This window comes from Shewanella sp. DC2-4 (assembly GCF_013248875.1).
Lineage (GTDB): Bacteria > Pseudomonadota > Gammaproteobacteria > Enterobacterales > Shewanellaceae > Shewanella > Shewanella oncorhynchi.
Window position 1 is genome coordinate 3,428,504 of sequence record NZ_JABRVR010000002.1, and the last position, 13,947, is coordinate 3,442,450.

At 44.4% G+C, this 13,947-nt stretch carries 11 protein-coding genes; 5 read left to right on the forward strand and 6 right to left on the reverse strand.

Features of this window, described 5'->3' with window-relative positions:
- Nucleotides 1-55 precede the first annotated feature (55 nt).
- Both HQQ92_RS15655 and HQQ92_RS15660 read right to left on the reverse strand, forming a co-directional pair.
- The gene (locus tag HQQ92_RS15655) at nt 56-1,351 is read right to left on the reverse strand and encodes an aromatic amino acid transport family protein (protein WP_028761640.1); all 1,296 of its coding nucleotides are present in this window, start codon (nt 1,349-1,351) and stop codon (nt 56-58) included.
- 451 nt (nt 1,352-1,802) lie between these two features.
- Complete coding sequence (locus tag HQQ92_RS15660) at nt 1,803-4,367, reverse strand: acylase (RefSeq protein ID WP_173246618.1); 2,565 nt, start codon at nt 4,365-4,367, stop codon at nt 1,803-1,805.
- 258 nt (nt 4,368-4,625) lie between these two features.
- On the opposite strand from HQQ92_RS15660, the gene yjjX reads away from it, so the two are divergent.
- The 4 genes from yjjX (at nt 4,626) to HQQ92_RS15680 (ending at nt 9,525) form a co-directional block, all read left to right on the forward strand.
- Nucleotides 4,626-5,186, forward strand: coding sequence for an inosine/xanthosine triphosphatase (yjjX, locus tag HQQ92_RS15665; RefSeq protein WP_173246621.1), 561 nt, complete (start codon nt 4,626-4,628; stop codon nt 5,184-5,186).
- 4 nt (nt 5,187-5,190) lie between these two features.
- Nucleotides 5,191-6,240 carry a bifunctional helix-turn-helix transcriptional regulator/GNAT family N-acetyltransferase gene (locus HQQ92_RS15670; protein ID WP_173246624.1) on the forward strand — a complete coding sequence of 350 codons (1,050 nt, stop codon included), beginning with the start codon at nt 5,191-5,193 and terminating at the stop codon, nt 6,238-6,240.
- A gap of 241 nt (nt 6,241-6,481) precedes the next feature.
- Nucleotides 6,482-8,944 (forward strand): ankyrin repeat domain-containing protein, encoded by a 2,463-nt coding sequence (locus HQQ92_RS15675; RefSeq protein WP_173246627.1) that lies wholly within the window; start codon nt 6,482-6,484, stop codon nt 8,942-8,944.
- A 161-nt stretch (nt 8,945-9,105) separates the two neighbouring features.
- Entirely contained in the window at nt 9,106-9,525 is a 420-nt protein-coding gene (locus tag HQQ92_RS15680) for a hypothetical protein (RefSeq protein ID WP_105250111.1), read from the forward strand.
- 145 nt (nt 9,526-9,670) lie between these two features.
- On the opposite strand, the gene HQQ92_RS15685 is transcribed toward HQQ92_RS15680, so the two are convergent.
- Nucleotides 9,671-10,870: a serine hydrolase gene (locus HQQ92_RS15685; RefSeq protein WP_173246630.1), complete on the reverse strand. Its 1,200-nt coding sequence runs from the start codon at nt 10,868-10,870 to the stop codon at nt 9,671-9,673.
- Nucleotides 10,871-11,122: 252 nt separating this feature from the next.
- Entirely contained in the window at nt 11,123-11,440 is a 318-nt protein-coding gene (locus tag HQQ92_RS15690) for a hypothetical protein (protein ID WP_173246633.1), read from the reverse strand.
- 166 nt (nt 11,441-11,606) lie between these two features.
- Here HQQ92_RS15690 and HQQ92_RS15695 point away from each other — a divergent pair, with 166 nt between their 5' ends.
- The gene (locus HQQ92_RS15695; protein WP_105250114.1) at nt 11,607-11,924 is read left to right on the forward strand and encodes an ankyrin repeat domain-containing protein; all 318 of its coding nucleotides are present in this window, start codon (nt 11,607-11,609) and stop codon (nt 11,922-11,924) included.
- Nucleotides 11,925-12,043: 119 nt separating this feature from the next.
- Here HQQ92_RS15695 and nqrF read toward each other — a convergent pair whose 3' ends face one another.
- The gene (nqrF, locus tag HQQ92_RS15700) at nt 12,044-13,261 is read right to left on the reverse strand and encodes an NADH:ubiquinone reductase (Na(+)-transporting) subunit F (RefSeq protein WP_105250115.1); all 1,218 of its coding nucleotides are present in this window, start codon (nt 13,259-13,261) and stop codon (nt 12,044-12,046) included.
- Nucleotides 13,262-13,338: 77 nt separating this feature from the next.
- Nucleotides 13,339-13,947 carry an NADH:ubiquinone reductase (Na(+)-transporting) subunit E gene (gene nqrE / locus HQQ92_RS15705; RefSeq protein WP_105250116.1) on the reverse strand — a complete coding sequence of 203 codons (609 nt, stop codon included), beginning with the start codon at nt 13,945-13,947 and terminating at the stop codon, nt 13,339-13,341.

Here is a 13,947-nt window from a genome sequence, read left to right on the forward strand (position 1 = left end):
TTCTTTTTACGACTCACGATTCACATTCAAACCGCGTTCCTACTAAGATTAAAACTTAACGAAAGAAGCCAAACAGAATAGCCGTCATTGCCAATAAACCCGCTATAACCACGAAGATATTGCTGATGCGACCACGGTGCGCTTTTAATGCTGGCACTTTGTATACAGCATACATAGGCATCAAGTACAGGATAGCCGCGATAATTGGGCCACCTAAAGCTTCAATCATATTCAAAATACTTGGGTTTTTGATTGCCACGGCCCAAATCGTCACAAACATAAACACCAGAATAAATTTGTTGATTTTTTGCTCTGAAATGCCTTTTTTATTCGTGTCTAACTGCTTAACAATAATCCCCTTCATGCCTTCTGTCGCGCCCATGTAATGGCCAAAGAAAGAAGACACAATCGCGATAAAGGCGATTAATGGACCAAAGTAGCTCACAAAACCACTTGAATGCACGTTGGCGAGATAAGACAAAATCGGTAGATTCTGAGCTTTCGCTTCGGCCAATTGTGCTGGCGATAATGACAGCACACAAGAGAACACAAACAACATCACAAAGCCCACTAACATCATGGAAGTATTACGTAAAATAACATCAGCTTTGCGAGAAGCATTCGCGCCATGGTCACGTTTCAATGACACAGAAAACTGTGAAATCGCTGGAGAATGGTTAAAGGCAAACACTAAAACTGGAATCGTTAACCAAACTGTGCCTAAAAATGCACCCGCTTCTGGTACAACGAGTAAAGCATCCATTTTCCATTCAGGGATCAGGTAGATAGACATAAAGGCCAAAATACCCACCAGCGGATACACCAGCAATTGTGTCACTTTGAGCATGAATTTCTCACCTGCGACCATTACAGCCATCATACCGAGGATCAATACACCCGATAGAATGAAGCGTGGTGGCGATGCCATGCCTAACTGATTGACGATAAAGCTATCGACAGTGTTGGTAATACCCACACCGTAAATTAATACAATCGGATAGATAGCAAAGAAATACAGTACGGTAATGGCTTTACCCGCGCCAACACCAAAATGCTCTTCAACTACTTGAGTAATGTCGCTACCAGGAATGCTTGATGAACAAACAAAACGAGATAAACCACGGTGGGCAAGATAGGTCATAGGACCGATGATCACTGCCATTAACACAAGAGGCCAAAAGCCGCCCATGCCCGCATTGATAGGTAAAAATAAAATTCCAGCGCCAACGGCAGTGCCGAACAAACTCAACATCCAAGTCGTATCTTGGCGAGTCCAAGGTAAGTGTTTCGTTGAATCTAGATTCTGTGTGCTTTGAGGTGTTCCAAGAACACTGGTCGCATCTTTTTGCATATAAAAGTTACCTTACGGTGTGACTAGCATAATAAATTCGCGCTAAGGATAACCAAAAAAAGCCCATAAAAGTTGATCTGACACGGCTTTATGTAAGGGAATTTCATAATAAACTGATATTGAGATCTAGATCGCTGATTTAATGTAATAAGTTTTCAATGCAGCATCAAAACATATACATAAAAAGCCACTTAAAAATACAAGATATTCACCTCAAGCTAAATCTAGTGACATTGCATAAGCGCCGAGAAAAACAGCTAACCGGGCATGTGTCACAAAAATCAACAAAACGAGACCAGTCGCCGCATACTCGCACCTAAGGTAGATCGAGATCACAGTCGTTAATGTTAAATTTTTACAAATCGCTATTAGTCGCAAACACGCATAAAAAACGGCTCATCCGGATTCAACTCCGAAGTGAGCCGCTAACGATTAAAGCGCAAAATCTGACTTATGGTTTTTGTAGTGTCAGCTCAGTCGTCGACACTACAGCAGGTGCTATGTCAGCCTCTTTGAACAACAAAGGACGGAAGCTTTTAGCACTCGAGTACAAGATACTTTGATCAGCAAACGCAGGCGTTAAGATATTACTCGACTCAGAGTAAGTTAAAATCCCCCGCGCCACAGGCCCCTCGTCGGTAAAGTTCACCGCCATCATCCAACTCGAACCGTAACGCACTTGGTATCCTTTCGCCGTTAAGCCAGAACTCATCGCCTTGCCAGTGACCACATCCATCACAACTGCGTATTTGTGCTGCGGGATCAAAGTGTCATCACCCGACAAACTGGTTGAAAACACGTTGAATCCACCTTCAGCATTATGGCTACCCGGCCAAGGTAAACGCGACCCGCTTGGCGTTCCATCTGGCAGAGATTTCTCCACAAATTGCACATCCCCCAATGGCGCATCTAAGGCAAAGCCTGCAGTCTCAAGGTTAAGCGCACTGTGAGCCAAAGCCTTTAAGGCACTGCCATCCGTAGTCAAGGTTTTAGGTGTCGTTGCCGCATTTGTGGGATCGAATCCTTGGGTCAACATAGTTGTTTGGCTGAATAGATGGGCAAATTCACGTAGTAAAGCACCACCTTTACTGTCGTTATCTTGCTTACCGTTCCACGCCTTTAATGCCGCACAAGCCGAAGAGACATCCTTAGATAAACTCGCCGACACCACCACAGGTGTACTGCCTTGGGCATCACACTGGGCAATCAAGTCAGGCAGCACTAACTCGGCGAGATAACTGCGATTCGACAGCACAGCCGCTTCGAGTTCTTCCAAGCTGAACTTGCCATCAGCCCCCGCGGCGTCCTGCATTAAACTCAAACCCATCCGTGTCCGCAGTGATAGCTGTCCAGCCTCTGCGCCGTACATAGGCGAGAAGTAAGTCAGCGGTTCATTCAAGTTAGTCGACCAAAAGGAGTCATTGGAGTTTTGCACAAAGTCGCTGCGCTCAAGCTTGGGCGCACGCTCATAGGGCGTAGGAGCATCGAAGCTAAACAGTGAAGTGTTACCGGGTAAAATCGTAAATCCGGCTTTTGCCTTAGCCGCTTTAATATCCGGTGAGGTTTTTAACAACACGACTGCCGATTCGGATAATCCTGGCACAGTTGAGTCGTCGATATAGAAAGCATTGCCCTCTTTATCGGCGTACATAGTGTTATTGAAGATGACGCCATCGTAGTCCTTAAATGCCTGTTGGAACTCTTCTTTGCTCGTGGCCATGTTCATGGCTAACCAATGGTCAACAGGGTCCATAGTCCCCATATTGGCATCTTGGATCATAAAGGCACTGCCATCATCCCAACCAAAAGGCGCTAAAGCGGGTGGAGCTTCGACCATAGGGCCTTTGGCCGTAGTATAAATATCTTTCTCGGCGACCAGCATGCCCGCTGGACCTGCATTCACTAGAACCGATACTGTCTCTTTGGTGATAGGCATAGGTTTACCATCAAACAAATACTGCATCCGATCACCCGAGACTAACTCAAGGTTATACATCACAAAATGCTCAGCGGTAGAGAAGGTATGAGTCCAAGCGAGATCTTTATTGAAACCAATATTAATCGGTCCAGGCATACCCACTAACGAGCCGCCCATCATATCTAAATGCCCTGGGATCGTAATATGGGATTGCCAAAAACGCAGGTTACCCGTATGCGGGAAATGCGGATTACCTAGCACCATGCCCTTACCATTTTCGGTTTTATCCTTGCCTAAACCCCAACCATTTGAACCTAAATCACGGGGATTGGTCTCTGGTGTCGTGATACGGGCCGCGCGGGCAATCAACTTAGACTGCATATCGGCCACAAACGCAGTTTGGTCTTGGCTAGGCGCTGGCCCAACGATACGCGGCATGTATTCCTGTGCATCTCCTGGGTTAGCGTAAAAAATCAGATCGAGAAAGTTAGCTGCGCCCGGTAATAAGGCGATAGAAAACAAATAAGTCACCACATCTTCTGGCACTATGGGCTTCACCCAAGGCTGACCGCCACAGAAAGGTTCTGCCGTTTGTGTGCCCGCTTCGACATCAGCAAGATATTGGTTATAACCAGAGGTAAAACCTTGGATAAGTGCCCGAGAGTTTTCACTAAATTTCGGCCATTTTTCTTCGGCTTGCGCTCTGATCTTTAGCGCTTTATAGGCAAAATCTGAGATAAGGTTACCGTTATCTTCCGCCGTGGGTTGACCCGTAGTGAAGTCAATCGACGCATGGGGTCCAAAGTACATAGAACGCTGTGAGTTCGCCTTGATAAAACCATCGGCTAATACACATAAGTTGTCCTGTGCCTGCGCATAACCGCTACCAAAACCTAAACTTTCTAAGTTGTCAGCTTGGATATGCGGCACGCCGTAGGTCGTACGGCGAATACTGGCTTTGAGTAAACCATTGGGGGCAAAAGCTTGCAGTTGAGTTTCAGGTTCGGTAGGCGTAGTGCTATCTTCGCTATCGTTACAGCCGGTCAGTATTACACCGCAGGCCATTCCCATAGCAATCACGAGTTTGTTGAATTTCATTATTATTATCTCTTGGTTTTGGTTCCTTCAATGACATAGCCTTACTGCCTATTCCAGCCCAAATTACTGAAGGAGCAATAGTTGCATGTCGCTTCCTAGTCCCTAAGGCTGGCTATTGCCTCCCCTACTGTTGGCTTTTTTACTGAGCTTCGCCGACGACTGTGGCAGAATAGAAAACCCAAACGCTTAGACACCTCAGACCATTTAAGCAATGATTCAAACGAGCGTCCACATTAAAATCCAAAATAAATAACTTATATGCAACAAAACATTATTAAGATAAAAGTGGGTTCTAAAAACCCGGTAAAAATCAACGCTGCAACTAACGCCATGGCACAGCTGTTCCCTGAGAGCATCATAGAAGCTAGCGGTATGGATGCCCCTTCTGGTGTTGCGGCGCAGCCAATGACAGATCTCGACACTCGCCAAGGGGCGATCAATCGGGTGCGCTATTGTCAACAGCAGGACCCGCAAGAGACTAAAGCCGACTACTATTTTGCGATGGAAGGCGGTGTCGATTGTTTCGACTTTTGCCCTGCCACATTCGCCTATATCGCGATTGGCCATAAAGACCAGCTTGCCATTGGCCGCAGTGCGATTTTACCTTTACCAATGCAAGTTTATCGGGCATTAGAAGCGGGGGAAGAACTCGGGGATGTCATGGATAGGTTGTTCAATACAATCAATATTAAGCAAAAAGGCGGTGCCATAGGTTTACTCACCCACGGCCATGCGACCCGTGAAAGTAATTACACCCAAGCGATTATTCTCGCCATGGCGCCATTATTGAATCCTGATATTTACACAGTAGATTGTTAGTAATATGTTGCAAGAGGAATTAAAGCCCGCTAACTTAGTTGTGACATGCAACCAAACCTATTCGACTATGGCTCAAACAGACGCACCATTGGCTCAAGATCCTGCGAAGCCTGTGACTCAAACTAAGCAAACGACTGAGTCAGGCTCATCCGCCCAACTCAGGCATTTGTCTCGCTATCTGGTGAGAAATTTAGGCATGCTCAACGCCGCCTTTGGGGATTTACCCCTTTCGCCCGTGCAAGCCCATGCCCTGTTTGAGATAGGCAAGCAGCCCCTGACCATCAAAGAGCTTGCAAGCAAACTCAGCATAGATAAGTCCAATGCGAGCCGCGCTATCAAGCATTTGATCGATAAACATCTTGCCCAGAGTCAGGTGCACCCACGGGACAGTCGCTGCTTAGTTGTGCAACTGACATCTGCGGGTAAGAAGTTACTCGTTAAATTGGATACTCAGCAGAATCAATTATTCCAAGGGATCTTAGCCCAACTGACTCCATTGCAAACTTCACAAATCGAAGAGGCCCTCGTGTTATATAACCAAGCCGTACATAACGCCAAGCAGCAAAGTGGTTGTCACATTCGCCAAGCCACAGCCCAAGATGATGCCGCAATTGCCAAAGTCATCCGCGATGTTTCGGCCGAATACGGCTTAACCGCAGATAAAGGCTATAGTGTGGCGGACCCGACCTTAGATTGCCTAAGCCAGATTTACTCCCAAGCGGGCGCCAACTATTGGATTATTGAATTAGAGGGCCGCATTTCAGGCGGCGCCGGTATTGCGCCTTTAGCTAACAATGATGGCGTCTGCGAACTACAAAAAATGTACTTTATGCCCGAAATCCGCGGCAAAGGACTCGCAAAACGCGTAGCGTTAATGGCACTCGATTTCGCCCGCGAAACGGGTTATCAAAGCTGCTATTTAGAAACCACCGCTGTACTAAATGAAGCCGTAAAACTCTATGAGAAATTAGGCTTTGTACATCTGTCGGCTCCCCTAGGGAACACAGGCCACGACGCCTGCGAAATGCCGATGCTGCTAGATCTTAATCAATAGGATATGAAGCAGAATTCCAATCAAAGTAACAATGCCAAACATGTCATCATGCAACTTGTTTGGCATTATCAATTTGTATCAAAAAATGTTATTCAAACAGGATCATTTTAATTATCAGTCTCAGGGCATAGTTTTTCTTAACTTAAATGCATTAAAATATGGCAATTTTACCCCACTCAATTTTTAATAAATTGAAAGGTGTTTGATACCATTTTGTTAACGGCATTAAATAAGGAACATTATGCTCAGTTGGATTTTTAGTGATAAGAAACTCACACTTCGGGAAATATGCCTAGATAACACGCTTTCGACCTCGGCTAAAATAAAGAAAGTTGATCAATTTCTTGCCGATAGTGGAGATCTCAACTTTATTGATCTCAATGTTTCGCCCTGCAATATATTAGTTCCACTATCTTGCAGTCCTCAGTCCGATTTAGTGCTTATAAAATACTTGCTCAGCAAAGGCGCTAAAATCGAATGTAATGGTTTCAGTGCCTTGCATTCGGCTATTGAATATAACAACTCAGAACTCGTTACCCTATACCTAGACTCTAGTGCCAATCTTTACTTTCAAAATCAATATAATAATTGCTGGCTCAACTATCTATTTCATCCTAATCCGCAATATATCTATCAAGACCATCAACGTAGAGACATGATCGACCTTCTACTTGCAGCTAACTTAGATATCAATAAACCGGTGAGCTTTTGGACCAATGGTGAATTAAATCACCCGCTAGAAATATTATATGATGAACGCAATAGAGATCTGTTCCTGCATATCATTAATAAAGATATTCCATTAGACATTGGCAAATTAAGCCTAATTGAAAACATTATTTCTTCGAGCGAATTTTGGGGAGTAGAAACATTTTCTCCCTTAGTTAAACGCTTCCCTGCATTTAAAAAGTCACGCTATATTATGGCCAACGATAGCAGCTTCTGGGATGATGCTAATTTACTCGAACTATGCGTTTACGCTAAAGCGCAAGACTACACTGAATACCTGTTAGACCATTATCCGCAGCTCAAAGCCGACTCCCACGCTAAAAGTTTGGTCTATGCGGCATTGACCTCAGAATTTGACCTTAGGATTATCGAAAAACTGATTAAGGCCACCGTCGATATCAATCGCATCTATAGGATGACACCGCCTGATGCCGACCATTCACCCTTGCTCAACCAATATATTAATAATGCCCAATTTACCGATCCGAATAAACGGAGCTACATCTACCAAGCCCTTGAACTGTTGCTCAAATATGGCGCTAATCCAAATGCCGAATTTGTGAATACGGGTAAACCCTATGAGATGTTAGTCTGGTCGAATTTACGACTATTGGTTTATCCAATGGTCGAAAAGAAAACCTTTCTGCCCGAGTTTTTCGATCTGTTCCTGCAATATGGTATGGATATCAATAAAAAATTTGGGGCGGTGGATGAACCAACCTTACTCACTATCTGCCAGCGTGGTTCAGGGAAAGAAGATCAAGCAACGCATATCCAAGTGATGGAATATCTGCTCACCAAGGGGCTGGATTTAAGCCTCACCAATATCTACAACACTAACTATGTGTCTGCGGCGGCTATCTCCTGTCGAACCCAACTACTTGAATGGCTCATTCACCAAGGCGGGGATATTTTTACCCATTGCGGTCACGATAACTCACCCATTCTACACAAGGCGATTTCGACCTACTGGTGGGATGAAATTACCGGCCCTATGCGGCGAAAAACAGTAGAACTCTTACTGCGCCATGGAGCAAAGTTAGAAGAATTCTCAGTAGATGAGCAATTTACGCCATTAATGTGCGCCAGTTACTACGGCGCACAGTCCTGCGTAGAAGTGCTACTCGAACATGGCGCCAACCCCAATGCCATCAATGCCGAAGACACAACCCCAGCCCTTTGCGCTGTGATAGGCGGCAGTTCAATCGAGTTCCCCCGCTTTGAATCAACGGCGGTGCGGATCTTAAGACTTTTGCAGCAATATGGCGCCGACTTAACCGTGACCAATAGCTTAGGCAATAGCCCGCTAATAGCGGCTATTGAGCAAGAATATAAAGAGATTTTCGAAGCGCTGCTGCAGATAGCCTCCTACAGTGAAACTCAGCTTGAGCAAGCACTTAGCAAAGCCCTGCCGCAAAGCTATTTCCAGCGCCGCCTGCTACAAACACTGGGACGCGAGATACCGCCAGCCCCCACAACCATAGCCCACAATCGCGCAATACCAGCAACAGCTTCGAGCAATGCCGAGCCTATGACGGCCAATCCGCAAGCATCTGAGGTGAATGTGACACCTGCCCCCGTCAAGCAAGCCAAATTAGAGGTGAGTAATGCGGCGGCAAATCGAGATAAAATCCCAACGCTATTCGATCTCAAAACCAAAGTGCATAGCTTTTTTAAACTGATCGCCACCGATCCGACGATCACAGTTGAGCAACTCAATTCGGTGAGAGTCCTTATTGATCAATTGATAGAAAAGCTCGACAACTTTAGCTTTTTCCGCAATCAAGCGACAAAGGCCGAATTTGAGGAAGGTGTTCAGGAATATATCGATGAAACCGTCGAAGAAATTAACGGAATTATCGAGGATGATTATCCAGCGCTTACCGAAGCCTTAGTCGATTCAGTTTGGACGATTTTACAGTACTTTAGGGTTGAGATTGATATCGAGACCGCACTTAGAAAGCGCTTTTGGTAACTGTCAGTCACAGATTAACGTCTCTTTGTTAGGGACGTTAATCATTAAAATAGAGTTTAAATTCTCTGTTAGCTAACAAACTTACACCCTTAACTAAAGAAAATGGCTCTTTAAAAGACACCAGTGCCGATAAAATCTATTCAATGAGGAGATTCAACCATATGAAACATCAAGTACTATTTGGTATAAAATCAACAAGTAAAGATGAAAAAACAATTCATAATAAACTCAAAGAATTTCTAGCATTAATAGATAGAAAAACATCTACAGCTAAGAACCCTACTATGCTTGAGAGTTTTTTACCATTCAGGATAAAACATTACCATTGGAATCTAAATAAAGAGACAGGCACATTCATTAAATTATTCCCCAATGTAGATCTTGATGAAAATACTTTCGCACCATCAAAACCTGAATGCAGCTGGTTATTGAGTATCATTTTCCACCAAGATTTTCCTGGATACGAAAGAATTAAATCCGAAGATTATATAATTAGCTTGTTAGACTCATTGAACTATGAATATGAAATGATATATGAAACAGATAGTCGTGATTCAATTAAATATGGCGACATTAAGTAGTAAAAGACTCTATTTATTCCCTTAACGCGGGAGATAGTAGCCACTATCTCCCGCAGAAACTATATCTTAGTAATCTTTTAAGTACTAAAGTACCGTGCTTAATATCAGCATAAGGGCACTTATGTCAGTAGTCAGTTTACTCAAATCACTGTGCAAGTGATGTTTTAATAAGCAGTAACTGGCTACGAATGATTTGACGTATCTGATTATGCAGTTCAAATACTCGAGCGCGATCATTAAGATTTAGCGATAGATTTTCCAGCATCACCAGATCCAAATTGAATTCAGGATAATGCAGTGTCATCGACATATAGCCAGATAAATAGCCCGTATGACTGTATTCGATGAGACCATCGTCCTTATTGATCCTCACCCCATAGCCATAGCGCATATTCGGCCATAAGAATTGGATCTCGGTATACGCCGTTGTCATCCGTTGATAACTCTTTGCACTCATCAACTTGCCAGAATGTAATAGATGCTGAAAGGCGGCATAAGCTGGCGCTGAGGTAATTAATCCCCCTGCGGGCAACAAAGCTTCATCAAGCACTAAGTCAGCAGGGGCAATCACCTCGCTTTCCTGTAAACCTACGGCAAGTGAAGGCACTTTGGCGTGAATCGCCTCAATACTGCCAAGCTCAGCACTCAAGCCATTAAGCTGGTATCGCGTTGCAAACTGCGCCACTTGCTCGGCAAAGGATTGGTGATTGACCTTCTCAAGCACTTGCCCAAGCAGTGAATAACCAAAGTTGGAGTATTCAAATTGGCTTCCCGGCTCGAATCGATTGGCCTTACTCAGTTTATCGACACCCGATGTATGCGTCAGCAGTTGGTGTAGCGTAATCCGCTCATCATATTGACTGGGATTAAGTGCATCCGCACTTGGATTTACACCTGCATCCATGCCTTTTAGCGCCTTATTCTTCCCTTCAGAATCACCAAAAAGATAATGATTAAGCGTTTGAGTTAAATCAAGTTTCCCCGCATCGAGTGCCTGCAATATCAAGGTTGCAGTAATCTGCTTAGAGAGCGATGCCATCACAAAGCGCGAATCTTGACTAATACCTTCACCCTTTTGCAGTTCAAGCTGCGGCTTGCCCTGCTCAAGCAGGATAACACTACCACTAAATGGCTGCGGCGAATCCTTTATCGCGGTTTGGATTAAGGTCTTGATCTCCGCCACCTTCGATACTGAAGATGCGGTTTGGCTTTCAACGGCAATAGAGCTACTGCCTTGCCCGATTTGCTCTTGTTCAGCACCTGTTTCTAATAACAGACCAAAACTATTGGCACTTGGGAATAATAAAAAACCAGTCAACAGGGTACTGATGACACTCAAACGCATGGGTTATCCTTAACGTAATTAACAAATAATGCTGCCTGCTAGAAAAAAGCAAGCTTATCACAAGCGCTTTTTATGGATAATACAATTTAATCTTTACAATTGAATTATAAAGGAAATATTCCATATAAAAATGACACAACAAAGTGATACCTAGGGCGACGAAGCTAATCCGAGCAGTATAAACCAAGTGGCAGTCTGCCCCAGTTTGTAGACTGAATATCTCAAGTTGCAGCGAATACACATTCAAAATGGCTATAAAACGACAATAGTAATAATTATCGCACCTACCATATATAAGCCTGCAGAAAGTGATATCGATTTTAGTGGGCTAAACTCCTCAACTTCCAACGTCTGTATATCTTCAATTTTGACTAGTTGCCCTTCTCCCTCGATATGCTGTTCCGTTGCACTTTCGACTTGAAATTCCATTTGTTCGCCAGATATTGTGGTGACTTTGACCTTTTCACCTATGTAGCTGGATACCGATTGAGAATCCAATTTAACTTCATTGAGTGAAGAGCATGCGCAGAGGGAGAAACAGATAAGTGATACTACTGCTAACTTTTTCAAACAAGCCTCCTATCCTACAACTATTACATCCATGATAAGTTATACCTGTAGATATAAGCATTTAGGTATAAGCTATTCAGCTTACGGAGTTTCGCCCACAAGTTAAAGAAACCTAGGCTAAATCCACTTAAATTAAATCCTTTGGATGAGGTTAAATAGCGATCAAATGAGCACTGAACTCATCGATGCGGTTAAAGCCAAAGATACGCTTGCTGTTAAGCGCATTATTGCAAATGACGCTAATCTTGAAGGCGTGGACAATGGCGGGATGACGGCACTCTTGCATGCCTGTGAGTTGCAGTCTTTTGAACTGCTCAAATTATTGGTGGATGCGGGGGCCAATGTGAATCATCCAAACTCGCAGGGGTATCATCCGCTCGATATTGCTTACTGGCAGGGTGAGTTCCGCATGGGATGCTATACCGCTGAGAGTGAGCGCATGGTGAGCTATTTAACCCGCCACGGCGGCAAATCTTTTAGCTAGGTGAGGTGCTAAATAGCATCAAGATGCGAAAGCTAAAAACTGCAAAATGATAAAAAGCCCTATAAACAAAAATCGCGTTAAGCTGGGCCTAACGCGATTTTTTATTACTCACTTACAACCTAATCACCAAAGTCATCGAGTAGGATATTTTCTGGTTCAACGCCTAGGCTTTCAAGCATCTTAATCACTGAAGAGTTCATGATTGGAGGACCACACATGTAGTACTCGCAGTCTTCTGGTGCCTTATGATTTTTAAGATAATTCTCATAAATCACATTATGAATAAAGCCAGTGTAGCCAGTCCAATTATCCTCAGGCAATGGCTCAGATAACGCCACATGCCAAACGAAGTTGTCATTCTCGGCCGCTAGAGCATCGAAATCCGCTTGATAAAACACTTCACGGGTCGAACGAGCACCGTACCAGAAGCTCATTTTACGTGTGGTTTTCTTACTCTTAAGCTGATCGAAAATGTGTGAACGCATAGGTGCCATGCCGGCACCGCCACCGATAAACACCATTTCCGCATCGGTTTCCTTCACAAAGAACTCACCGAATGGCCCTGAAATGGTCACTGTATCGCCCGCTTTCAGGTTGAAGATGTAAGATGACATCTTGCCCGCTGGCACATTGGCCGATGGCGGCGTCGCAATCCGCACGTTCAGCATAATGCGGCCCTTTTCATCGGGATAGTTGGCCATAGAGTAAGCGCGCAACACTTCTTCATTAACGGTAGAGACAATGTCAAACAGGCCGTATTTGTCCCAATCGCCACGGTATTTTTCAGGAATATCAAAGTCAGCGTATTTCACCACATGGGCTGGTGCTTCAATTTGAATATAACCCCCCGCTTTAAAGCGAACATCTTCACCTTCGGGTAACTCAAGCAATAGCTCTTTGATAAAAGTTGCCTTGTTATCATTAGAGATCACCTGACATTGCCACTTCTTCACCCCAAAGATTTCTTCGTCGAGCTCAAGTTCCATATCGGTTTTCACTGAGACTTGGCAGGCGAGACGACAACCTTCTTTAGCCTCTTTCTTGGTGATATGGCCCATTTCAGTCGGCAGAATGTCACCGCCGCCCGATTTGATTTTCACTCGGCACTGACCACAGGTTCCGCCGCCACCACAGGCAGACGGAATAAAAATACTCTGACTCGCCAAAGCGCCGAGTAACTTGTCACCCGCGGCAACTTGAATGCTTTTTTCGGCATCTTCGTTGATGCTGATTGTCACTTCACCCGTAGCCACTAATTTCTTTTTGGCGATTAGAATCACTATCACCAATAGACAGACCACTAGCGTGAACATGCCTATGCCAATTGCCATTTCCATCGTATTACCCTTTTCTAGCTCTTTTCTAAAAAGAATCTGGTTTCACTTTCTCAATTCTTGGCTCGCCTACTGTAGCTTTACAGCGAGATCCCTGAGAAAGACATAAAGCCCAGCGCCATCAAGCCTGTAGTAATAAAGGTGATACCAATACCTTGTAAGCCTTCGGGAATCGCGTTGAATTTCATTCTTTCGCGCAGTCCCGCCAGCAGTACAATCGCCACTGCCCAACCAAGACCCGAGCCCATCGCAAACACCACTGACTCACCGAAGTTGTAATCACGGTTCGCCATAAAGATCACCCCAGCAAAAATCGCGCAGTTCACTGTGAGCAAAGGTAAGAAGATCCCAAGGGAGTCATACAGACTAGGAATGTACTTATCCAAAAACATTTCAAGGATTTGCACTAACGCCGCAATCACACCAATGAAAGTGATCAGTTGCAGGTAACTTAAATCGATACCGGGTAATCCCGCCCAAGACAGAGCGCCAGGTGCGAGCACTTTGACGTAAATCAGCTGGTTTAACGGCACGGCTAAGGTCATCACCACAATCACAGCGACACCTAGACCAAAGGCGGTTGACACCTTTTTAGACACGGCCAAGAAAGTACACATGCCCAAGAAGAACGACAGCGCCATGTTGTCGATAAAAGTGGCCTGCAAAAATAGATTTATATAGTGTTCCAT

Coding starts and splice junctions, on each gene's coding strand:
- HQQ92_RS15655 (WP_028761640.1), bottom strand. CDS start 1,351: ATGCAAAAAGATGCGACCAGTGTTCTTGGAACACCTCAAAGCACACAG.
- HQQ92_RS15660 (WP_173246618.1), bottom strand. CDS start 4,367: ATGAAATTCAACAAACTCGTGATTGCTATGGGAATGGCCTGCGGTGTA.
- yjjX (WP_173246621.1), top strand. CDS start 4,626: ATGCAACAAAACATTATTAAGATAAAAGTGGGTTCTAAAAACCCGGTA.
- HQQ92_RS15670 (WP_173246624.1), top strand. CDS start 5,191: ATGTTGCAAGAGGAATTAAAGCCCGCTAACTTAGTTGTGACATGCAAC.
- HQQ92_RS15675 (WP_173246627.1), top strand. CDS start 6,482: ATGCTCAGTTGGATTTTTAGTGATAAGAAACTCACACTTCGGGAAATA.
- HQQ92_RS15680 (WP_105250111.1), top strand. CDS start 9,106: ATGAAACATCAAGTACTATTTGGTATAAAATCAACAAGTAAAGATGAA.
- HQQ92_RS15685 (WP_173246630.1), bottom strand. CDS start 10,870: ATGCGTTTGAGTGTCATCAGTACCCTGTTGACTGGTTTTTTATTATTC.
- HQQ92_RS15695 (WP_105250114.1), top strand. CDS start 11,607: ATGAGCACTGAACTCATCGATGCGGTTAAAGCCAAAGATACGCTTGCT.
- nqrF (WP_105250115.1), bottom strand. CDS start 13,261: ATGGAAATGGCAATTGGCATAGGCATGTTCACGCTAGTGGTCTGTCTA.
- nqrE (WP_105250116.1), bottom strand. CDS start 13,947: ATGGAACACTATATAAATCTATTTTTGCAGGCCACTTTTATCGACAAC.